Source organism: Streptomyces sp. NPDC034084 (assembly GCF_055575535.1).
On the sequence record NZ_JBVISK010000010.1, the window covers coordinates 56,450 to 75,420 of the forward strand.

Below are 18,971 nucleotides of genomic sequence, written 5' to 3' on the forward strand. Positions count from 1 at the left end.
AAAGCGCTAAGACCGTGCCCTATGTGGTGAGGCGTCGTTGACCTCGGCATGGGGCGGGGTACGTGGAGTTGGATTGTTCCGGACGGCTCGGGCGCCGCAGGTGGGTCATCGAGCGGACCATGTCCTGGCTGACCGGATACCGCCGCCTCAACCACCGCTACGAGCGCAATCCCCGTAACTACCTGGCTTTTCTCGGCCTTGCCGCAGCCCTCTGCTGCTACAAACGACTCCTCCGCCTCACCACATAGGACACGGCCTTAGCGCATCAACGGAGGCGGCGTGCGTCGTGAGGACCGTGCACGACATCGGTCAGGCGGGGCGAGACTTCGGGAGACAACTCCACCGGCTCTCACGCACCTCCCCTGCCGACGCTTCACTGTGCCGACGGCTTCTGCCTGCCGGGGGCGTCGCGTACCTCTTCGGTGGTGTCCCGGCCGACCTGACGCAAATCATTGGCGGTTTCCTCGCCGGCGCTCTGGGCGTGGTCCGTCGTGGTGGCGACGGCTTCCTGCGCGGTGGACTTCACCGACTCCACGGCTTGGGCGGCCGGCTCCCGCAGCTCTTCCCGGACCTGCTGGGCCGCGTGTACGGCCGTTTGCTTGACCGGTTCCAGCAGCTCCTCGGAGTGCTCCCGCAGTTGCTGTCCCGCGCGCTCCTCGGCCTCAGTGGTCGGCAGGAGGGCGGAGGCGAGCATGCCGACGCCGAAGGCGATCAGCCCTGCGGCCAGTGGACTGCCCTGGGTCTGCCGCTTGATCTGCGACGGTGCCTGCTGAACGGCCTCTCGCACGTTGCCGCCGGCTTCCTTCGCCGTATCCGCGATGCTGTCCGAGGCCTGGTTGAGGCTCCCCGCCGTTCCGTGCGCCGTATCCTGTGCCGTGCCCATCACACGCTCCTTGACCCCGCTCACCTGGTGACGCATCGAACTCACCTTGCGGCGGGCGACCTTGCGCGGGGTCATCCTGTCCGCCAGGAGGTCGACGTTGCGCGCCAGATGAGCGCGCCGGTATTCCACGTCGTTCCTCAGCTCGTCGGGTGTCGTGCCCATCGGGCGTCCTCCTTCAGGGTCTCCATGGTCTGTTCGGGCTTCAGATTGACGGCGCGCAGGCGCTTGCGGCCCATGACGTACAGAACCGCGCCCACAGCCGCCCACACGGCGGTGACGATCAGAGCCGCCCAGGCGAGATCCATCACGTTGGCCAAGGCGAACACGACAGTCAGACTGCCGAGCAGCAGCACCAGATGTCCGGCGTAGCCGGCGCCACCCAGCATTCCGACCGCCTTGCCCGCCTTGGCGGATTCCTGTTTGATCTCGGCCTTCGCCAGTTCGATCTCGTCCCTGACGAGTTGGGACAGGTCCTGGCCGATCTCGCCGATCAGGTCACCGATCGACGGATCGGAAGGCGCTGAGGAGGCTTCTGGAGCAGACGGAGCGGGCCGCTCTTGGAAGGAAAGAGCCATGGTCACACTCCTCCGTACCGCTGCGAGCTCGCGGGCGGATAGGACGGCGGGGCGGGAGTCACGTGCGGAGGTTGGGACTGGCCATAGGTGTCGAGCGGGTCCTCGTAACCCTCCGGAATGCCGCTACGGCCGGGAGCGGGGGGCCCGGCAGAGCCGGGTTCACCGGATGGGCCGGCCGCCGGCGTGGCACCGCTGTCCCCCGAGGCGGTGTCCGAGGAGGCGGCCGCGCTGATGCCCTTTCCCGCGCGGGCGACGACGAATCCGGCCAGCGCGGCGCCCGCCAGAAAGACCCCCGGGCGGCGACGCGCGAAGTTCTGCAGATCGCTGACCAGCCCGTCCGGGCCCCGCTTTTCCACATGGTCCGCCATCTGCTGGCCGCTGTCAGCCACCTGCCGGGCCATGCTCGCCACGGTCGAGTCCGGCTTGCCGCCCTCGCTCAGCTCGCGCAGCTCCTGCGACAGCCGACGTACGTTCTCCGCCAGGCGCTGTGTCTGAGTCTCGGCCTGTCCTGTCAGCTGGGTGCGCAGCTCCCCGACAAGGTCCCGGGCCTGCGTAGTGGCCTCGCCGACGACGTTGGCCGTCTGCTCCTTGGCCGTACCACCCACCTCGGCGGCCTTGGCACCGACCAGGGTGGCACCCTCGCCCGCCTTGTCCTTAACGGTGTGCGCTACTGCCGTCTTGGTGTCTTCCTGCTGACGGCTCACATCCTGGAAGTCACTCAAGGCTCCTCCTCGGTCGATCGATGGGTCTGACCGTTCCATCGGGGCGCCTGCCCACGTTTACGCCAACCATCCCCGCAGGGCGCGTGTACCTGCGAACGAGGAAGAGCAGTCACACGGAAGGGCGCGGCGGCGGTGCGCAGGGCGGCGGTCGTAACGTCAGTCCTGCCCGTTGCGCCACTCGCCTTCACGGCTCGGATAGAGGGACGTGAGCTTGTTCAAGTAGTGCTCGAGCTGTGCGTCGGTGTCGCGCAGTGCCGGGTCGAGGAGCGGGGCGTATTATTCGGCCACTCGCGCGGCAGTTTTCGGTGCTGTCCGACGCCAGGGTGCCCTTGCGGCGCCCGCTCCGTGCTGGGCGTCACGCGCCGAACGAGCTGCCCACCATCGGGCCGCCAGGATGGTGGTGGCGAGAGCTGTGGCGGTGATCGCGTGCAGTCCTGAATGCGCAGCCACGGGTTCCTCCCACTGATGCGGGTTACGAGGCAGTGTCTTCAATTGATCACCGCTGGTGGATCATGGTGTCGTGATACGTCGCCATGAACTGTCCGACGCCGAGTGGGAGTTCGTCCGGCCGTTGCTGCCCGAGTCGTTGCGGGGACAGAAGAGGCTGGACGACCGCCGGGTCCTGAACGGGATCGTGTGGAAGTTGCGCACCGGTGTCGCCTGGCGGGACGTGCCCGAGCGATACGGGCCGTGGGCCACGCTCCACACTCGTTTTCGCAGGTGGGCGGCGGACGGAACGTTCGACCGGATGCTGCGGGCCGCGCAGGCCAAGGCGGACGCGGCGGGCGACATCGACTGGCTGGTGTCCGTCGACTCCACCATCGTCCGGGCCCACCAGTATGCGGCCGGGGCTCGAAAAAGGGGCTCCGCGACCCGGCCCTCGGCCGCTCCAGAGGCGGCCTGACCAGCAAAATCCACCTGCCCTGCGACGGACGGGGCCGCCCGCTCGGCTTCGTCGTCACGGGCGGCAGCACCAACGACTGCACCCGGTTCACCGCCGTGATGGAAGCGATCCGGGTGCCCCGGATCGGACCCGGGCGGCGCCGGGTCCGGCCCGATCACGTCCTGGGCGACAAGGGCTACAGCTCGAAGGCGATCCGCGCGTGGCTCCGCCGCCGGGGTATCACCCACACGATCCCCGAGCGGGCCGACCACGTCCGCAACCGAGCCCGGCGGCAGCCGAGCCCGGCGGCAGCCGAGGCGGCCGCCCGTCGGCCTTCGACCGCGAGGCCTACAAGCACCGGAACGTCGTCGAACGGGGCTTCAACCGCCTGAAGCAGTGGCGCGGCATCGCTACCCGCTACGACAAGACCGCCCAGTCCTACGAAGCGGCCGTCACCCTCGCCTCACTCCTGATGTGGGCGTGACATTTGACGACAGAACCTAGTGCCATGACCGCCCTGACCTCGACCCCGGTAGGCCACTGGGCCTTGTGACGATCGGCCGCCTGCCATGTCACGCCCGCGTCGCCACGGGAGTGACCCATAGGGCCGACCTTGTTCAGGTCGACGCGATGCCGGAAGTCGACACGCCGCGGCTTGCCCGTGTCGGCGTGCGAAACGCGCCGACGAGACCGCCACGGCCCGAGGTCCTGAGCTACTGCCGCAGGGCGAGGTGCTTGCTGATCAGATCGGCCCGGCGAAGGCGTTCTCGTCACCCCACACGACGAGGCGTTGCTGCCGTGGGCCCTGACGGACACGACGATGAAGCCGCGACTGGCCGGCTCCTCGCCGAGATGGTCGTAGCCGCGATCGTTGGCGATGGGACGGATGCCGGGGCGCAGGGCCGGCTGAACAGTTTGCGGTTCGCGGCCTCGAACGCGTCCCAGTCCTGGGAGAGCTCGGTGGCGGACCGGGCTGCCGCCGCTGCCCCGTCCCGCACAGGTCTCGTGCCAGCCGTGCAGCTGGACGACGAGGGGCCATGGCGTGCTGCGGAGATGTCTCGGGTAGTGCACGGAGGCGGCGATCTCCACCGGCTCCCCGGTTCCCGGCAACCGATAGGCCTGGTCCCGCAGGTCGTAGGTGACGGCAGCGACCCGCCGCGGCCCCTCGGGGGTCGAAGCCTCGGCGGACGCGGGACTCCCCGCGAGGGCCTGCGGTACGAAGATGGCCACCGTGGCCGCGGCGAGTGCGCGGACTCGAAGGGGGCGGCGGCGGGCTGCCGAGGGCCAGTTGTCGTGAGTAAAGAGACGGTCTCCACCAGCGGTGAACCATGCGGCACCCGGCGACAGCTCCCGGCGCCGCACGAGGGCCTCCCTCCGAAAGACGTCCGTCGGGTCCCGCGGTTGCTCGGCCACCCTCGCAATCCGCACCGGGCGTTCGCTGGGTCCGGCGTCGCCGATCCCTGGAGCAGGCGCCACGCCGGTCGGAGAATGCCTCCGTTCGACGGCCGTAGGGGTCAGGCGTCGTGACTGAGGGTCTTCCGGATCCAGTCCGCGTAGGCGGACACGTTGGTGGTGAGGCCCGGCCCGGCCGAGCAGGCGACCCCCGGGACGCCAGGACCCGACGTGGCTCCGACGAGCTCCCATCGCCCGTGCCGGCCCCTCTGGAGCTGCGGCCCGCCGGAGTCCCCGAAGCACGCCATGGCCTGGGGCACCTGGCTGATCGTGCACAACCGGGTCCGGTCCGCGTAGCCAGGAGCGCACTCACCGTCGGCACCCGTACGGGCCTCAAGTTGCTGCAACCGCTCCGCGAACCTCAGCTCGGTGTCGAGGGTGGTGCCGAATCCCAGGAGCCGGGTCAGGGTACCGGGCCGTCCGGCCTGCTCCGCGATAGGGACCGGCTTCTCGTCGACCGGGCGGTCGAGGCGGACCAGCGCGATGTCGTTCCTGTTGGCGGCCTTCCCCTGACCGCTCACGAAGCCGGGGTGAACGACGGTCCGCTCGATGCCCCGGACCGTTCCACCGGACTTCCGCTCCACACTGCCGATCCGGACGATGCCGTCCAGCACCAGACCGTCGCCCCGCACACAGTGGGCCGCCGTCACCACCCACTGCGGATCGATCAGCGACGCACCGCAGGAACCGTCGTGCATCCCGTGCTCCGGGGCCGACTCCGGGACCGACGCCATGAACGGGTAGCGCTCCGCGGCCTCGGTCCCGTTGACGATGGCTCCCGCACTGCCGGTGATCAGGGTGGCGCAAGTCGCGACAGCGAGAGCGCCAACGGCAGTGACGCGCGCCGCGCGGCGGCCCACCGACTTCAGGCTGGACACAGGGCGTTCCTTCCCTCGTGGATCGGAGTGTGTCCGTCCACCCTGCGTGATCGCTATCCACCGGACCATCCCGGTAGCGGGCCGGGTGCGGTGGGGGTGTCCCCCGGAGGAAGTCGGTGGGGGACCCCAGCGCGGTCCGTGCCACGGGACGCCAAGATCACTTGGACGCACTCGAACGGCCCGGAGGCCCCCAGCGCAAGGAGCGGTCAGCATGCACGGAAACAGAAGGTCGATCGGCCGGCGAGCGGGGGTCTCCCTCATGGGCGTGCTTCTCGCCACGACGCCGGCCGCCCTTGCCACGCCACCGGCCGCGCGAGCGGCCTCGACCGCGTCGACAGTGTCTACCGCGTGGGGTGCATCGGGCGGGTCGACCGCATCGGGCGTGTCCGCCGGCTCCGGCGCGGCGAACCGGGAAACGGCCGTCATACGGTCCCTGGAGCGGTCCGCTCACCCACTGTGTTCCACCGAGCCCGGCGGCCGGACGGCGGACCTCCGGGCGCTGAGCGCCATGGTCGGCGACGCGAGAGTGGTGGGTCTCGGCGAGGCCACGCACGGCTCGCACGAGTTCTTCGCCATGAAGGAACGCGTCTTCCGACACCTCGTCGAGCAGCGCGGCTTCACCACCTTCGCCCTGGAGATGAGCTGGTCGGCGGGGCTCAGGATCGACGAGTACCTCCAGGGCGGTCCCGGTGACCCGCGGACGATCGCGAAGGAGACTCTGGCCGGATCACCTTGGGAGCGTGCGGAGTTCGTCAGCCTGATCGCCTGGATGCGCGAGCACAATCGTCGCCACCCGGACCACCGGGTCCACTTCATGGGAGACGACCTCGGTGCGCCCGGACTCGGCGACCACATCTTCCAACGTGTGCTGTCGTCCGTCGGCAGGACACGGCCCGAGGCGCTCCCCCGGCTCACCGAGCTCTACGCCGGGCTGCGCCCCTTCGACGACGTCTTCGGCTACCTGCGCAAACCGGTCGCGGAACGCAAGGAGAACGCCACGCGCGCCCAGGAGGCACTCGACCTGGTCGCGAAGCTCCAGACGGCCGGCGACGACTACGGGTGGACGGTGCAGCACGCCCGGAACATCGCGCAGACCTTCGCGTTCGCCACCGTCGACCTCGCCGACCCGGCCTCGGTCACCACCGCCGAGGGCCTGCGCGACCGGGCCATGGCCGACAACGTGCTGTGGTGGCAGCGCCACACCGGCCACAGGATGCTGCTGTCGGCCCACAACGGCCACGTCGGGTACCTCTCCAGCCATCCCGACATGTACCCCAGGACCCAGGGCGCCGTGCTGCGCGACCGGCTGGGCGGCGGCTACGTCGCGATCGGCTTCAGCTTCGCGGGCGGCTCCTTCCTCACCAAGGAAGCCTCACTCGACGGGGACTGGAAACCGGTCACCGTCCCGGCGGCGCGTCCGGGCATGAACGAGCACGTCCTGGACAGGGTCGGCTACCGCGACTTCTACCTCGACCTGAGGACCGCGCCCGCGCCGGCCCGCGCCTGGCTCGACCGCGCCCGGCCGGTCTACGACGCCGGCTCGACCTTCACCCCCGACCCCTTGCCCGTCCTTTCCCTCGGCCGGGCCTACGACGCCCTCATCCACCTCCACCGGGTCCGGGCGGCCGACCGGCTCTGACCCGAGGGTGCGGCCGTCACGCCCTCCGCGACGGACCGAAGGGCGGGGCCGCGGGACCGCGGGACCGCCCCGTCGCGGCCGTTCGTTGACGAGGCCGCGACCAGTCGGCCCCGTGCCCCGCGCACAGGCCCGTCAGGCGCCGACGCCAACGGCCCGCTGCGCGGCATGAAGCGCAACCTGTACGAGGGCGGAGTGCGCGTCGCGCTCAACGCCTGGCAGCCGGGTAAGGTGCGGGTGGGCACCACCGACCGCCCCACCCCGCCGACCGACCTGCTACGACGAGACCGGCCGGTCCTACGAAGCAGCCGTCATCCTCGCCGCACTCGTGATGTGGGCGTGACATTTGACGACAGAACCTAGCCCCACCGCCCGGTGTGCCACCGCCTCCACCTGGACTGTGGTCGTAGCCGGCCCGGCTCCCGCCTCGGCTACCGTGTTCCTCTACGGGGTGCCATAACGGATGTGACGCCCCCCACCGGAGGTAGTCAGCATATGAGTTCAAAGCGCAGCAAGAATCCAGCCCTGCCCGTACTTGACGACGCATTCCGACTCGCGTCGGTCAAGGACGCCGAAGAGTCCACCCGTGACTTGGCCGCACGGCTGGCCACCACCGAGCTGCGCCGCGTTTCCCACCCGGGCCGGGTCACCTGGGAGCCCACCGATCAGGCCGAGCCCGTACCGGTCCCGCCGACTGTGGTCGACGGTGACGGGGACCTGTGGCTGCGGGACCGGGGCACTGGCACCTGGACCATGCCCGAGTTCAACCCTAAGGAGTTCCCGGCCCGCTGTGGCGAGGTTCTAACGTGGAACCAGCTTGCCTGCGAGTTCGGCCCGCTGACCGCACTGGCCGACGACCGCCGCATCGGCGGCGGCCGGCGTCGCTGACCGCGCAACCTGCTGGGATGACCGCGCCCCTGAAGCGCCCGGGCTGGCCGCGGACCGGGCCCGCAGCGCGGCCGCACGGCCCGCCGAACGCGAGGCCGAATTCGCCGTCGGACTCGGCTACGCACGTTCCTATCACTCCACACACGGCACCCTCGCCACCGCGATCAGCACCGTCCACGACGGGTTCGAGCTGGGGCGGTGGCTACACCGACAACGCCAGCACGCCCGAACCGATGCCGACAAGGGCGCGCCTGAGTGCGCCGCGATGAAAGCGCTAACTGCGATGTGCCGCCTGCATGACAGTGAGCCGCCTGGGGATGTACCGCGGCATGTCAGCCACCAGAGCACAAGGCACCGCCTCGTCTCAGCGACCAACCATCGCCATAGGTCAGGACCTGCAAGAATATGCAGCTCCTGACCAACCGTCACTGCCATGACCTCACCGCCATGAAGCCGACACATCGCAGTGAGGCATCCGAGTGGGGGGACCGGGAGTCCGTGGCCGAGTGGCTGGTACGGCGCGCGGACGCTAGCGCGGCCGAGACGCGCGAGCGCAGCCGTGCCGAACGGAGCCGCGCGGCCGGCACTTCCACGGTCGCCCTGGAGGCGGTGGGGGCCCGCCCGGGGCCGGGGGGCCGCGGGGAGGGGGGTCGGTCTGGGAGAACGGCAAGCGCCGCGCGGCCGTCGACCAGATCTCCCTGTCTCACGCCGTAGGCGTGCTCATCGAGGCCTACGCGGAGGGCCTGGTGGACCCAGCCACCCTCACGGCACAGCTCGACGCCCTGCACGCCGAGAAGGACGCGGGAAAGCGCTAGCCATATGCACGTATGGGCCTGTCGTTCACGGCGGGCCCCACTGCTTTCTTCGGAAATGGAACGCAAGTCTTGGGTGTCGACCGAAAGCTGAAATCCAGAGCGATTCTTTCTTAAGTCGGAATGTTCAAGGGTTGGGTCAGCGCAACAATTTTCGAAGAAAAAATTTCATCCTTCAAGCCTAGCGCGCGGCGCATTTCCTCGTAATCGGCCACTCCCTTAACTTTAAGAGAGTCCCGCAGCATCCGCGTTAGTTCCGCCTCCATCTCGTCCAACTCCTCAAATCTTGCGGACAGGATCCTTTCCTTATGAACACTGTCTGCAGAATTTCTGAGCCTCTCGACATCTCGCCTCGCATAACGGATCTTCGCCCCTATCTCGCCCCCAAAGTCCTGGAGCAGGTAAATCATATCCTTAAGAATCTCACTTAGGGGTACTTCGGGTTCTCCACTCCTTTCTACTCCCTTCAGGTAAGCGGCTACACGAAAGAGCTTTTCGCGTCTTTCTTTCGACATATAGTGCTCCTTGCCTTTAAGACTGGTTCCCATGATAAATCGATTATTTCTCACGGGAGGCACAGCCGGAGGAGGGAGGACCAGGGGCGGCGGTTGGACATCGTGATCGGCAGGGGCAGCGGACGCGTCCATGGCCTCGGCGGCGGTCTCCCACAGAGCGTGGAAGCGCTCGGACTCTGCGTCGGGGTCGGCTCGCGGAATCCGCTCAGACAGTGCGGTGACGAGGGCTTCCACCAGGCCCCAGGCCGGAAGTCGCGGCTTGGTGAAGGCGTCGTGGATGCGGCTGGAGCTTGCCACGCCGTTGCCGAGTGCGCGGGCGAGGTCTCGGACGGAGGGCCATCCGGCGCGGCGGTGCAGCCGGTGAAGTTCCTCGCTGAGGGTCTGCCGGGGGCCCGGCGGCAGTGATGGCGGTGTCAGCTTGGGCACGTGCTCTCCGGTGGCTGTCCGATGGTGTCCAGATCTGTCCTACGGGGACGGTACAGCGTCCTAACACGTGGGCTCGCGTCCCGAGTTGTGCGCTGTCGTCGGGAACCGTCAGGGCGGCTTTTCGCGGCTTGAGCCTGGAGGGGTCCGATCGGAACTCACCTGGGAGAACGGCATGCTCGACACGGCTACGGTGCTCGACCTGATCGCGCAGGGACTGCTGAGCGAACTTCCCTCCGCCCTGATCACGGCGGCGGTCACCGCCCTCGTGGTCTGGGCGGTCCGCCGCCACCGCAAGGGCGGTGACGGCGGAGACGGCACGAGCCGGCTCTGAGACCGGCGGAGCCCCGGGGCGCACCTGCCCCGGGGCTCCGCCGGTGTCCGGGCCGAGGCCTCGAGGAAATCGAACGAAGTGGCTCCAATTGGAGCCACTTCGTTTTCGCGTGCCTGGTCAGGAGCGTGTGAGGGCGCGGCTACAACTCGAACTGGATCTGTTCGATGTCGGTGAGCTCCACGAGGAGGTCGTGGGCGCGGTGGCCGCCGTCGCGGAAGTAGACCTCTCCGAGTGCGTCGGCAGTGGCCCGCTGGAGGTCGCGGTCGGTGACGCCGGCGTCCTGGGCGTCGAGAAGGCGGGCGGCGTGGTGGGGCGGAAGGGCGAGGGTGAGGTGGCGCATGCGGGCGTCGTCGGTCGTTCCCGGGGCGGCGGTGAAACCGAAGCGGGCGCGAACGTCGATGATGAGCCCGGCTGAGGTGGCCGCGGCCCACCCACGCAGCGGTACGGCCGACTGTGCCGACGCGTCGCCGGCCTGCCGGCAGCCGCGTTCGCCGTCTGGACAGGCGTCCTGATCGTCCTATGCCCCCCTGAGCCGCCTGCGCGGGAGACGTGCGTGAGCAATGGCTGCGGGTCACGCCGAGTCGATGGGCGTGACCCGGGTAGGCGGCAGGCATGGATACGCACCGCACCCGGCGTCGGCTGCACCGGACGGGTTCGGGAAGCCGAACCGGCGGACAGGTGCACGTACTCCCCGACCGGTGTGCGCACAGGACGGGCCCCCGGTCGGAGCTGCCCAGCGCAGTGCGTGGCGCATGGTCGCGGTCATCCACTCCATCGCCTCGGCGTCGATGGGTTGGGTCATGCGGAAGGTGGCGCTGATCGAGCGCATGCCGCCGTTGTGGTGGGAGGTGCGGGTCAGGTACTCCCAGACGTAGACGCGCGGTTCTTCGCAACGCCGGTGCCGGCGGTGGCTCGGGTGGGATCTGCTGCTGGACCCAGTCGCGGTCCTGCTCGCCTTGGCCGTTGCAGGCGCGCAGCAGGACGTCGTTCCAGTCGCCGAGGCCGGGGTGGGGCAGGAACTCGAGGACTGCGTCTCGGAACCATCCGGTGAGGAGCGCGTCGGCGGCGGCGATGCGGTCCTGGCCGCCGCTGTCGACGTGGCGGCCGACCAGCTGACCGAGCCGGGCGACCGGCTCCAGGTCTCCGCTCCACCGGTAGTCGACGGCTTCGAAGACCCTCCAGGCTGTTCGGTCCAGTGGCCGTCGTCGCACGGCTCGCTGCTGAAGCCCCGGCCCGTACCGAGCCGGAAGGCCTGCCACGTCTGCATGCCCTTGTTGCTGACGAACTTCCTGCCGGTGATGCGCGCCAGGCGGTGCGGGACGTTGGGGGTGCGCGAGCGGTGAAAGCCGAGCTCGGGCGACCAGCACCACGGGTCGCGCTTGTAAAGGAGCGGGAGCCTCGCGGTCGGCCCGCACCGCGTCGATCTCGTCCTGTCCTCGCAGCGCTGGGGCCCCTGCGGGCTGGCCCGGCGCACCGTCTGGGCCGAACTCGGGGAGATCGCCGTCTTCCCGCTGCCCGGACACGCCAGCCTCCGGAACTGGTCCGAGGCACTCCGCAGCCCGCCGAAAGGAGGTCAGGCCCTACGTGAAAGAAGGTCAGGCGATCCAGCCGCCGGTCAGGGAGAGGACGGCCGAGCCGTCGCGGTCGGCGAGCTTGGTGCCGGTGAAGTCACGGGCCCACTGGGACGTCTGGATACGGAAGGCGGGGCGGTCGGCGGTGAGCGCCTCCACCACGGACTCGGCGGCCTCGGCCGCGGTCTGCGCACCGGTGGAAAGGCGGGGGACGGCGCCGTGGATGTACGTCCGGAGGGCCGGGGCATACACGCCGGCGGTGGCGATCTCGGCCTCCAGGTCGAGACCGATGTTGCTGACAAACTCGGTGGCCACACCCCCGGGTTCGACCACGGACACGGTCACACCGACGGAGGCAGCCACCGGTGCCAGGCTCTCCATGTAGCCCTCGACGGCGAACTTCGCCGCGCAGTAGGCCTCGTTGAAAGGCTGGCCGACAACGCCGCCGACACTGCTAACGGTGATCAGCCGGCCGCCGGTGGCGCGCAGGTGGGGAAAGGCGGCCTTGGAGACGTTGAGGACACCGAAGAAGTTGACCTCCATCACCTGACGGACGTCCGCGACCGATTCGTTCTCGAGCGTGCCGAGGTGTCCAGCTCCCGCATTGTTGATCACGGCGTCGAGCCGGCCGTAGTCGGCCGTCACACCCTCGATCGCCGTGGCAACGGAGGTCTCGTCGGTGACGTCGAGTTGCCGGATGTCGAGTTCGACCCCGGCTTCGGCAGCGGCCTTGCGCAGAGCGTCGGCACGGCCGGGGTTGCGCAGGGTGGCGATCGTGCGCCAACCGGCCTCGGCGGCGGCGACGGCAGCGGCGAGGCCGATGCCGGAGGACGTGCCGGTGATCAGAACAACCTTGGATGACATGAGGGGCTCCAGCTATTCGAAATTAAGTGCGTGTACACACACTACAGCATTGTGTGTGCATACACGCAAGCGGCTATGATTCCCGCATGGCGACGAGGAAGCTCACCCCGGTGGAGATGCCCGAAGCGGACTACGCCTTCTACGGCCTGGTATGGGCAGGCACCGTGCTCACCGAACGCGTGGACCGCGCCCTGGTCAAGGCCCATGACCTGCCCGTCTCCTGGTTCGAGGTGCTGCTCTGGCTCGCCCACAGCCCCGAGCCGGTCCCTGCGTCCGTCCTCGGCAACAGCACAATGCTCAGCCGCAGCCAGGTTTCCCGTGTCCTGGACACGCTTCAGGCACGTGGCGTGGTTACCCGTACGCCGTCCGTCAAGGACGCCCGGTCCGTCGAGGTCACCCTCACCCCGGAGGGCCGCCACCTCTTCGACGAAGCCGACGCAACGCGGCGCGCCTGCCTGGGCCCCGTCTTCACGGACGTCCTCGACCAGCAGGACCTCCAAGCCCTCAGCGCGGTATGGCGCAAACTCAAGGCCCACAAAGACACCTGACCCGCTGATCCAGGTCACCAGCGGAATCGGCCTGGGAACGCCTACGGCCGCTGCCGGTAGCGAGCCCCGGCGGGCGCGGCAGGAACAGCAGAGGCTGGTGCGGGGTGAAGTCGAAGTGACCGACACGGGCTGCGGGAACGTCATCGAACAGCTGCGGCTCGGTCCAAAGGCCGACGCTGACCACCATCCAGGTATGCGGGCGGTCCGGGTGGTTGCACAGCCACAGGTCGAACGTGCCGACCCACAGGTGCTCCTCCCACCCCCAGACCTTCGCCTGCGGATCAAGCTCGGCGGCCCCGTCGACGCGCAGCGGCATCAGCGCCTGCTCGAAGGGGTTGATCACATCGGCGTAGGCAGTCCGCATGGCCATGTTGGCGGCGTGATCGACGGTTCGCTCCCGGTCGGGAGAGAGGTGCCAGGGCAGTTGGTCGGGTAGGAGCGTGGCCAGGTACTGGCGCAGCGTGTGGATGACCAGGATGCCGTCCTTGCCGCGCCGGTTGTGCTCGGCCTGGGGTACGCGGATCCACCAGGCGTAGTACGGGTCATCGTCGCTGCCGTAGGTGTCGTCGTCGCAGCAGTCCTCGTAGACGCAGCCGAGCGAGGCGGCGAGCTCGGTCATCGGCCGCCCGGTGCGTTCAGCCGTCCGGCCGCTGGTCGGGATGTTCCCATGAGGACACGAGGCGGTTTTCCAGGTCGTCGACAGTGACCTGCCACACGACCCAGTCGAAGCAGGAGGAGGCCGCCAAGCGGCGCCGCCAGGAACTGGAGGAGCAGCAGCGGGCACAGACGGCTGAGGAGGCCGAGCGTCGACGCCTGCGGCGAGAAGAAGAGGTGTGTCTGCGCTTGGAGGACGCACGGCACCGGTAGGCGAGGCGATGCCCCAGACGTTTGCTGTATTCGGCAAGCTTTATCAGCCGTTTACGTAGCAGACATGGGGTAGTGGGGGGCTGGGAGCGTTGATCTTGACGCGGCGCTTCCGCGTGCATGAGGTGCTTCGCACGTACTGGATGGATGTATCGCCATGAACATCGGAACCCCGGCCGGCAACCCGAACGACCTGCTGGCACCGGCTCTGTCGCGCACCGTCCCCGTCGTCTGTCGACCGAGACGAAGTCGGCTTCTGAAGACGACCGAATTCTTCATCTACCTCGCCTCCGTGGTCGCTGTCCTGATCGCTTCCATGGTCGTGGGCACCGAAGACGGGCACGCCGACTACTTCCGCGCCGACAAGGCATGGCTGTACATCGTGATCCTGACTACGTGATCAGCCGCGGCTGGCCAGTCCGGCAGCCGCGACCCCTACGACGAGTCCCACTGACCCGGCGGGGAAAGGCAGCATCCGGTGTGCTGTACGCCGCGGCCCGACGGGTAGCGCCTGGCGGAGCGGATGAGCGCGCGTCGCGACCAGTAAGTTGGTCGCGGCGCGCGCTTGGTCATGCCCCGTGCCCTGCGGAAGGACAGGCCGGTCCGTGCAGTGCTGGCCAGCTGTTGGTGCCGCCCCGGCGAGCGAGAGGCTTCAGGCGGTGGTGCGGTTGCCTTGGCGTGCGGCAAGCGCGGCGTCGGCGCTGGGATAGGTGGGCAGGAAGGTGTCCATTCCGGTGACGCTGAGCAGGCGGCCCAGCCGGTCGGGGATGGCCGCCAGGGTCAGAGAGCCGTCGGCTTCCTTGGCGCAGCGCCAGATGCCGACGAGGGCTCCCAGCCCTGAGGAGTCGCAGAAGGTGACGCCTGAGAGGTCGGCGACCAGGTCGGGGTGGCCGTCGGAGATGAGGTCCAGGGCGCGGGTTCGCACGGCGGGTGCGGTGGTGATGTCGAATTCACCGGACAGTGCGATCACGGCCAGGGTGCCGTCGGTGTGCGGGACGTCGATGTGGAGTGCGTCGGTCATGGGCGTCGGTTCTCCTGCCCGACGGAGGCGTCGGCGATCGGGGCGGCGGCGCTGTGAGCGGTGGTGGTGATGCCCGCGGGAGCGGCATCGGGGGTGGGGACGGACAGGGCCAGCAGGGCCACGTCGTCGCGTTCGGTGTCGGGGAGGGTGTCCAGGAGCGCGACGGTGTCGTCGATCAGGCGTCCGGCACTGACCGGCGTCGGCTGCCGGGCGAGGAAGTCGGTCAGGCCCGTGTCGTCGAGCATGTGGCCGTCGGCGGTGCGGGCCTCGGTCAGACCGTCGGTGTACAGCAGCAGGCCCTGGCCGGGTGCCAGGTGCAGGGTGCGTGAGGCGAAGGTGGCTTCGGCGATGGCGCCGACCAGCATGCCGCCCTTGGCCCGGACCGCCTCAACCTGCACGCCGCCGCCCTCGGCGGGGCTGAGGTGGTAGGCGGGCGGGTGGCCGCCGGTGGCCAGTGTGACGGTGAAACCGCCGTCCCGGGCGGGATCGAGCAGGCCGAAGACGGCGGTGCAGAAGCGGGTACCCACCGCCGCGTCCAGCAGCAGCGCCGTGTTCAGGGCATTCAGCGCGGCCGTCGGGTCCGCGTCGACGAGGGCCGCGGCCCGCAGCGTGTAGCGGGTCAGTGAGGTGACCGAGGCGGCTTCGGCGCCCTTGCCGCACACATCGCCCAGGAAGAACGCCCACCGGCCTGCGCCGATGGGGAAGACATCGTAGAAGTCGCCGCCCACTTCCTGCGGGGAGGCGGTCTTGTAGTGGCAGGCCAGCTCCAGCCCGGGTACCGCGGGCAGGACGGGAGGCACCAGGGTGCGCTGCAGGGTGGAGGCGAACGCGGCGATGGCCGCCTTGTCCCGCTCCGCGCGCCGCCGGGCCTCTTCCTCCGCCTGGCGCTTCTCCTGCTCGACCTTGCGGCGCTCCTGCTCGGCGCGCACCGCGCGCAGAGCCGACAGCCGCAGCTCCAGCTGGTCACGCACCATTGCCGCCAGGTCCGCGAGCGTGGCCGAATCCGCCTCGCTGATCTCACGGGGGCGGGTATCGAGGACGTTGACCGTGCCGAGCCGGTACCCGTCGGCGGTGATGATCGGAGCGGCGGCGTAGAACCGCACCCCCATCGGGCCGGCGACCAGCGGATTGGAGCAGGCGACCGGATCGAGCAGGGTGTCGGGGATGACGGTGGTGTCATCGGTCAGGACCGCCGAGGCGCACAGACCCGGATCGCGGCCGATCTCGGTGACACCCTCCAGCCCGTGCGTGGCCTTGAACCAGATCCGGTCCTCGTCCACGATCGTCACCGTCGCCACCGGCACCTCGAACAGACGCGCCGCCAGCGCCGCGACCCGGTCGTAGGCGCCGTCCGGAGGGGTGTCGAGAATGTCATAACGGCGCACCGCCGCCATCCGTGCCGCCTCGACCGACGCGGCCAGAGGTTCCTTCGGTGTTATCGCAGGCGGACTCGCTTGCTCCGGCATAACCCTCGTCTCGCTCATCCCCCCCAGGAAGGCACCGACCAGACAGTCAGCACCCCAGCACTGTACCGAAATGCCTCAGCGCACCTGACCCGACGACGAGCTTCGCGGAAACAGCCGCAACTGAGCGCAGTGATCACAAACAGGCGAACCGTGACGGCCGTCGTGGCCCGGCGGTTCGTCGACCGCAGCCTGGTGGTCGACCTGAGCGCGAACCTCCATCGACGCGGTCCCCCGCACACCCGGAGGTCGACTGGGAGCCCTCCAGGCCCCCTGGACGTGCTCACAGGCTAGGCAGACCCACCGTGTGATCGCACGGGGGCGGCCGCCGTGTGCGGCGGGGGTTTCGGAGGCGGGATCGAACGGCCGAGCGACTTCCAGGAATGTGAAGATCGGCCTGTCTGCCGGTGCGCTATGGCTCCGGGACACGCAGGTAGGAGCGGGCGATTCGGGTGGCCGGCTCGACGATCGGGGCCGCTTCCTCGGCGTCCCCGAGCTCCTCCGCGCGCTCCTGGAACGCGGCTGTGGCCTCCAGCCAGACGGCGAGCGCCACTGCTGTCTGCGGGTCCAGCGCGGCCGTGTGCGATGCCGCTGCAAGGGCGTGGGCCGCGCGCTGGGGGTTGCTCGGGTAGGCGGCGTAGCTGGCGATGATTGCCCCGCTCACCGTGCCGTCCAGGGCTACGTCCTCCGGTACGGCCCGAATGGCTCCTCCCCCTGCTCCGGCAGCGCCAGCACGCCTTCGAGCAGCACCGAGCACAGATCCGGTTCCCGCATCCCGCATGTCCGTCCATTGATGGAACCGAAACGATCGAGCGCCCTTCGACACGCCGCCTCGAAACCTCACGTTCAGGGCAGTGGGAACTGCGCGGCGTGACCGAAGGCGATCGCGGGGACGAAGTGGTGGGCATCGAGGGTCCCGAACTCGGGGACGGTCTTCTCGTGACCCGGCGCCTTGACGTCTCCCTCCAGGGCCGGGTCGGAGAAGTGCACCCAGGTCACCCGCCCGTCCGCGGTGTGACCCTCCTCCGCGTAGACGCCTTTCACGGGGACGCGCGGCAGCCGGGTGACCCGGCCCTGCGGGACCAGCCCGTTGTCCGTGCGGTGGTAAGTGGTCTGCGAGTGGTAGGCGCGCAGGGTGCGTTTGGTGCTCCCCGACAACCACTGGCGAAACGTCTGCACCATGTGCTCCCATCCCGAATCGTCCACCCCGTCGATGTCCCACAGCTCACGCCAGGAGCTCATCAGGGTTTCGGGAGGCGCGTGGAAGAACGCCGGCGGGTAGAGGCGCTCGTCGAGCCGGCGGCCCGTACAGAGGTTCACCACGGCGTTGATCCCGGCGCTGAAGCCCGAGACGGTGGTGGTGAAGGAACGCGGCACCTGCTCGTCTCCGCGCCGGCCCACCTGGGGGAACAGTGAGGTTCGTCCGTTGGGCATGCGTACCTTCACCAGTGGTGCGGTCCTGCTGGAGACGAGTTGGTTGGCGTAGAGGAAGCGCACGACCTCCTTGAGGAGGCGGCCGAGGCCCGGTTGTGTATCCAGCGGGCCCCAGTTCGTACTCGGCTGGACGGGCATGACCACGATGGGGTTCCGGCCGGCGGCCAGCAGCTGGTAGACGATCTTGTACCCGCTCACCAGATAGTTGACCGCGAGCCCCACGTAGGGCTGCGTCACGTCCTTCGCGGCCTTCTCCTTGGTGATGCCGTACGGGTACTCGCCGAGGAACGGGTAGGCGTCCGCGGGATAGCCCCGGTTGACGAACGTAGGCGGCGTGTAGAAGACCACCACCTCCGGAGTCGCCGCCAACGGTTTGAACGGCACCCACGTTCCGATCAGGAAGCGGGGCAGCCGGGCGCTGGAGAGTTCATGGGGCCCGAACTCCAGCAGGACGAACCGGCCGTGCCTGGCCAGCTCGACCAGCACCCGCGAATGGTTGAAGCGTTTCCACTCCATCCCGGCGAGGTCTCCGAAGATCGGCTCGTCGAGGCGGCGCATTGTCTCGGCGTTGTGGAAGGCACCGCGATAAATCCACTCCTCCCCGCCGGCATGGTCGACGAGCGCGGCTCGGGGGTTTCCCGACAACTCCGCTTCCGGCCGCACAGTGACGGTCGGAGCCAGGCGTACGGTGCCGATCGTGGTGGAGATGTCGAGCGCCCCGCCGCGCAGCACCGCGCTGCCGGCCGGGTTGGACGACAGCCAGCCGGAGGCGCCGATCGCGGAGATGAGGAACAGCTCGTCTGCGAAGCCGTCCATCGACACGTAGATCTCGAGTTGGTTCAGCGCCAGTGAGGCGTCCACCTGCTGCCCCGGCCTCGGGTTGAGGGTGACGGGTTCGGGACCGCTCGGGGACGTGAAGACGAGCCGGATGCGGGCATTCGGCAAGGATGCGCCGGTGACGTCCGTGACGCCGATGGTGATGAGCATGTCGCTGGGTCCTGATCCTCAGGTCGCGTCGGCTTCCCTGGAGATTGTCACCACGGCTTCGACACGGACGCTGAAGACCTTCTTGCCGTCGGCGGTCGTAAAGTCGACGAAGTCCCCGTGGACGGTGTAGTCGTCGGCCTTGAGCCTGCGTTCCCTCAGGGGCGGTTCTTTCGGCGCCGCGTACTCGACGGTGTACACGTTCACGGCGGCCTCCTGTG

At 69.1% G+C, this 18,971-nt stretch carries 21 protein-coding genes and 3 pseudogenes; 11 read left to right on the plus strand and 13 right to left on the minus strand.

Translation table 11 applies throughout. The features are described 5' to 3' along the window. Positions 1 to 68 precede the first annotated feature (68 nt). Positions 69 to 248 (plus strand): annotated as a pseudogene (locus tag ACZ51I_RS29360) (transposase); the annotation flags it as partial. Between the two features lie 125 nt (positions 249 to 373). Here ACZ51I_RS29360 and ACZ51I_RS29365 read toward each other — a convergent pair. The 3 genes from ACZ51I_RS29365 to ACZ51I_RS29375 are packed head-to-tail and all read right to left on the minus strand — an operon-like array spanning position 374 to position 2,180. Then, the gene (locus ACZ51I_RS29365; RefSeq protein ID WP_468881798.1) at positions 374 to 1,045 is read right to left on the minus strand and encodes a DUF3618 domain-containing protein; all 672 of its coding nucleotides are present in this window, start codon (positions 1,043 to 1,045) and stop codon (positions 374 to 376) included. Continuing rightward, the gene (locus ACZ51I_RS29370) at positions 1,021 to 1,458 is read right to left on the minus strand and encodes a phage holin family protein (RefSeq protein WP_468881801.1); all 438 of its coding nucleotides are present in this window, start codon (positions 1,456 to 1,458) and stop codon (positions 1,021 to 1,023) included. The genes ACZ51I_RS29365 and ACZ51I_RS29370 overlap by 25 nt, the downstream gene beginning before the upstream one ends. A 2-nt stretch (positions 1,459 to 1,460) precedes the next feature. Then, complete coding sequence (locus ACZ51I_RS29375; protein WP_468881804.1) at positions 1,461 to 2,180, minus strand: hypothetical protein; 720 nt, start codon at positions 2,178 to 2,180, stop codon at positions 1,461 to 1,463. A gap of 520 nt (positions 2,181 to 2,700) precedes the next feature. Between ACZ51I_RS29375 and ACZ51I_RS29380 the strand changes: the two are divergent. Continuing rightward, positions 2,701 to 3,547, plus strand: a pseudogene (locus tag ACZ51I_RS29380) (IS5 family transposase). A 1,030-nt stretch (positions 3,548 to 4,577) separates the two neighbouring features. Here ACZ51I_RS29380 and ACZ51I_RS29385 read toward each other — a convergent pair. Then, positions 4,578 to 5,393 (minus strand): S1 family peptidase, encoded by an 816-nt coding sequence (locus ACZ51I_RS29385; protein ID WP_468881807.1) that lies wholly within the window; start codon positions 5,391 to 5,393, stop codon positions 4,578 to 4,580. A 382-nt stretch (positions 5,394 to 5,775) separates the two neighbouring features. Here ACZ51I_RS29385 and ACZ51I_RS29390 point away from each other — a divergent pair, with 382 nt between their 5' ends. The 3 genes from ACZ51I_RS29390 (at position 5,776) to ACZ51I_RS29400 (ending at position 8,335) form a co-directional block, all read left to right on the plus strand. Then, the gene (locus ACZ51I_RS29390; RefSeq protein WP_468881810.1) at positions 5,776 to 7,032 is read left to right on the plus strand and encodes an erythromycin esterase family protein; all 1,257 of its coding nucleotides are present in this window, start codon (positions 5,776 to 5,778) and stop codon (positions 7,030 to 7,032) included. 492 nt (positions 7,033 to 7,524) lie between these two features. Next, positions 7,525 to 7,917 carry a hypothetical protein gene (locus ACZ51I_RS29395; RefSeq protein ID WP_033300540.1) on the plus strand — a complete coding sequence of 131 codons (393 nt, stop codon included), beginning with the start codon at positions 7,525 to 7,527 and terminating at the stop codon, positions 7,915 to 7,917. A 43-nt stretch (positions 7,918 to 7,960) separates the two neighbouring features. After that, positions 7,961 to 8,335, plus strand: a complete 375-nt coding sequence (locus ACZ51I_RS29400) for a helicase associated domain-containing protein (protein ID WP_468881981.1) — start codon at positions 7,961 to 7,963, stop codon at positions 8,333 to 8,335. 507 nt (positions 8,336 to 8,842) lie between these two features. Here ACZ51I_RS29400 and ACZ51I_RS29405 read toward each other — a convergent pair. Beyond that, on the minus strand, positions 8,843 to 9,670 hold the full coding sequence (locus tag ACZ51I_RS29405) for a hypothetical protein (protein WP_468881814.1): 828 nt from the start codon (positions 9,668 to 9,670) through the stop codon (positions 8,843 to 8,845). Between the two features lie 172 nt (positions 9,671 to 9,842). On the opposite strand from ACZ51I_RS29405, the gene ACZ51I_RS29410 reads away from it, so the two are divergent. Then, positions 9,843 to 10,001, plus strand: a complete 159-nt coding sequence (locus ACZ51I_RS29410) for a hypothetical protein (protein ID WP_468881817.1) — start codon at positions 9,843 to 9,845, stop codon at positions 9,999 to 10,001. A gap of 139 nt (positions 10,002 to 10,140) precedes the next feature. Here ACZ51I_RS29410 and tpg read toward each other — a convergent pair. After that, positions 10,141 to 10,425: pseudogene (gene tpg / locus ACZ51I_RS29415) on the minus strand (telomere-protecting terminal protein Tpg); the annotation flags it as partial. Positions 10,426 to 10,753: 328 nt separating this feature from the next. Here tpg and ACZ51I_RS29420 point away from each other — a divergent pair. Together ACZ51I_RS29420 and ACZ51I_RS29425 are read left to right on the plus strand one after the other, a co-directional pair. Beyond that, entirely contained in the window at positions 10,754 to 10,876 is a 123-nt protein-coding gene (locus tag ACZ51I_RS29420) for a hypothetical protein (protein ID WP_468881820.1), read from the plus strand. 81 nt (positions 10,877 to 10,957) lie between these two features. Beyond that, complete coding sequence (locus ACZ51I_RS29425) at positions 10,958 to 11,344, plus strand: hypothetical protein (RefSeq protein WP_468881823.1); 387 nt, start codon at positions 10,958 to 10,960, stop codon at positions 11,342 to 11,344. A 252-nt stretch (positions 11,345 to 11,596) separates the two neighbouring features. On the opposite strand, the gene ACZ51I_RS29430 is transcribed toward ACZ51I_RS29425, so the two are convergent. Continuing rightward, the gene (locus ACZ51I_RS29430; protein ID WP_468881826.1) at positions 11,597 to 12,436 is read right to left on the minus strand and encodes an SDR family oxidoreductase; all 840 of its coding nucleotides are present in this window, start codon (positions 12,434 to 12,436) and stop codon (positions 11,597 to 11,599) included. An 86-nt stretch (positions 12,437 to 12,522) separates the two neighbouring features. Here ACZ51I_RS29430 and ACZ51I_RS29435 point away from each other — a divergent pair, with 86 nt between their 5' ends. After that, a complete protein-coding gene (locus ACZ51I_RS29435) occupies positions 12,523 to 12,984 on the plus strand; it encodes a MarR family winged helix-turn-helix transcriptional regulator (protein WP_468881829.1) in 462 nt (153 codons plus the stop codon). Here the strand turns inward: ACZ51I_RS29435 and ACZ51I_RS29440 are convergent. Continuing rightward, on the minus strand, positions 12,962 to 13,603 hold the full coding sequence (locus tag ACZ51I_RS29440; protein WP_468881832.1) for a hypothetical protein: 642 nt from the start codon (positions 13,601 to 13,603) through the stop codon (positions 12,962 to 12,964). The two genes, ACZ51I_RS29435 and ACZ51I_RS29440, sit on opposite strands and share 23 nt — an antisense overlap. Before the next feature lie 83 nt (positions 13,604 to 13,686). Here ACZ51I_RS29440 and ACZ51I_RS29445 point away from each other — a divergent pair, with 83 nt between their 5' ends. Next, positions 13,687 to 13,851 carry a hypothetical protein gene (locus ACZ51I_RS29445; RefSeq protein ID WP_468881835.1) on the plus strand — a complete coding sequence of 55 codons (165 nt, stop codon included), beginning with the start codon at positions 13,687 to 13,689 and terminating at the stop codon, positions 13,849 to 13,851. A 154-nt stretch (positions 13,852 to 14,005) separates the two neighbouring features. Beyond that, the gene (locus ACZ51I_RS29450; protein ID WP_468881837.1) at positions 14,006 to 14,248 is read left to right on the plus strand and encodes a hypothetical protein; all 243 of its coding nucleotides are present in this window, start codon (positions 14,006 to 14,008) and stop codon (positions 14,246 to 14,248) included. Positions 14,249 to 14,500: 252 nt separating this feature from the next. Here the strand turns inward: ACZ51I_RS29450 and ACZ51I_RS29455 are convergent, their stop codons facing one another. The 5 genes from ACZ51I_RS29455 to ACZ51I_RS29475 form a co-directional block, all read right to left on the minus strand. After that, positions 14,501 to 14,869 carry an STAS domain-containing protein gene (locus tag ACZ51I_RS29455; RefSeq protein ID WP_468881839.1) on the minus strand — a complete coding sequence of 123 codons (369 nt, stop codon included), beginning with the start codon at positions 14,867 to 14,869 and terminating at the stop codon, positions 14,501 to 14,503. Then, on the minus strand, positions 14,866 to 16,263 hold the full coding sequence (locus ACZ51I_RS29460) for a PP2C family protein-serine/threonine phosphatase (protein WP_468881840.1): 1,398 nt from the start codon (positions 16,261 to 16,263) through the stop codon (positions 14,866 to 14,868). The genes ACZ51I_RS29455 and ACZ51I_RS29460 overlap by 4 nt, the downstream gene beginning before the upstream one ends. A 481-nt stretch (positions 16,264 to 16,744) precedes the next feature. Further along, complete coding sequence (locus ACZ51I_RS29465; protein ID WP_468881843.1) at positions 16,745 to 16,996, minus strand: hypothetical protein; 252 nt, start codon at positions 16,994 to 16,996, stop codon at positions 16,745 to 16,747. A gap of 182 nt (positions 16,997 to 17,178) precedes the next feature. Then, a complete protein-coding gene (locus ACZ51I_RS29470) occupies positions 17,179 to 18,753 on the minus strand; it encodes a hypothetical protein (RefSeq protein ID WP_468881846.1) in 1,575 nt (524 codons plus the stop codon). 18 nt (positions 18,754 to 18,771) lie between these two features. Then, the gene (locus ACZ51I_RS29475; RefSeq protein ID WP_468881848.1) at positions 18,772 to 18,957 is read right to left on the minus strand and encodes a hypothetical protein; all 186 of its coding nucleotides are present in this window, start codon (positions 18,955 to 18,957) and stop codon (positions 18,772 to 18,774) included. Positions 18,958 to 18,971: the final 14 nt, after the last annotated feature.

Excerpts from the sequence above, each read along its gene's own strand:
- ACZ51I_RS29460 (WP_468881840.1), bottom strand. The coding sequence starts at position 16,263 with ATGGCGGCGGTGCGCCGTTATGACATTCTCGACACCCCTCCGGACGGC.
- ACZ51I_RS29430 (WP_468881826.1), bottom strand. The coding sequence starts at position 12,436 with ATGTCATCCAAGGTTGTTCTGATCACCGGCACGTCCTCCGGCATCGGC.
- ACZ51I_RS29395 (WP_033300540.1), top strand. The coding sequence starts at position 7,525 with ATGAGTTCAAAGCGCAGCAAGAATCCAGCCCTGCCCGTACTTGACGAC.
- ACZ51I_RS29455 (WP_468881839.1), bottom strand. The coding sequence starts at position 14,869 with ATGACCGACGCACTCCACATCGACGTCCCGCACACCGACGGCACCCTG.
- ACZ51I_RS29410 (WP_468881817.1), top strand. The coding sequence starts at position 9,843 with ATGCTCGACACGGCTACGGTGCTCGACCTGATCGCGCAGGGACTGCTG.
- ACZ51I_RS29420 (WP_468881820.1), top strand. The coding sequence starts at position 10,754 with ATGGTCGCGGTCATCCACTCCATCGCCTCGGCGTCGATGGGTTGGGTC.
- ACZ51I_RS29440 (WP_468881832.1), bottom strand. The coding sequence starts at position 13,603 with ATGACCGAGCTCGCCGCCTCGCTCGGCTGCGTCTACGAGGACTGCTGC.
- ACZ51I_RS29470 (WP_468881846.1), bottom strand. The coding sequence starts at position 18,753 with ATGCTCATCACCATCGGCGTCACGGACGTCACCGGCGCATCCTTGCCG.
- ACZ51I_RS29450 (WP_468881837.1), top strand. The coding sequence starts at position 14,006 with ATGAACATCGGAACCCCGGCCGGCAACCCGAACGACCTGCTGGCACCG.
- ACZ51I_RS29365 (WP_468881798.1), bottom strand. The coding sequence starts at position 1,045 with ATGGGCACGACACCCGACGAGCTGAGGAACGACGTGGAATACCGGCGC.
- ACZ51I_RS29435 (WP_468881829.1), top strand. The coding sequence starts at position 12,523 with ATGGCGACGAGGAAGCTCACCCCGGTGGAGATGCCCGAAGCGGACTAC.
- ACZ51I_RS29370 (WP_468881801.1), bottom strand. The coding sequence starts at position 1,458 with ATGGCTCTTTCCTTCCAAGAGCGGCCCGCTCCGTCTGCTCCAGAAGCC.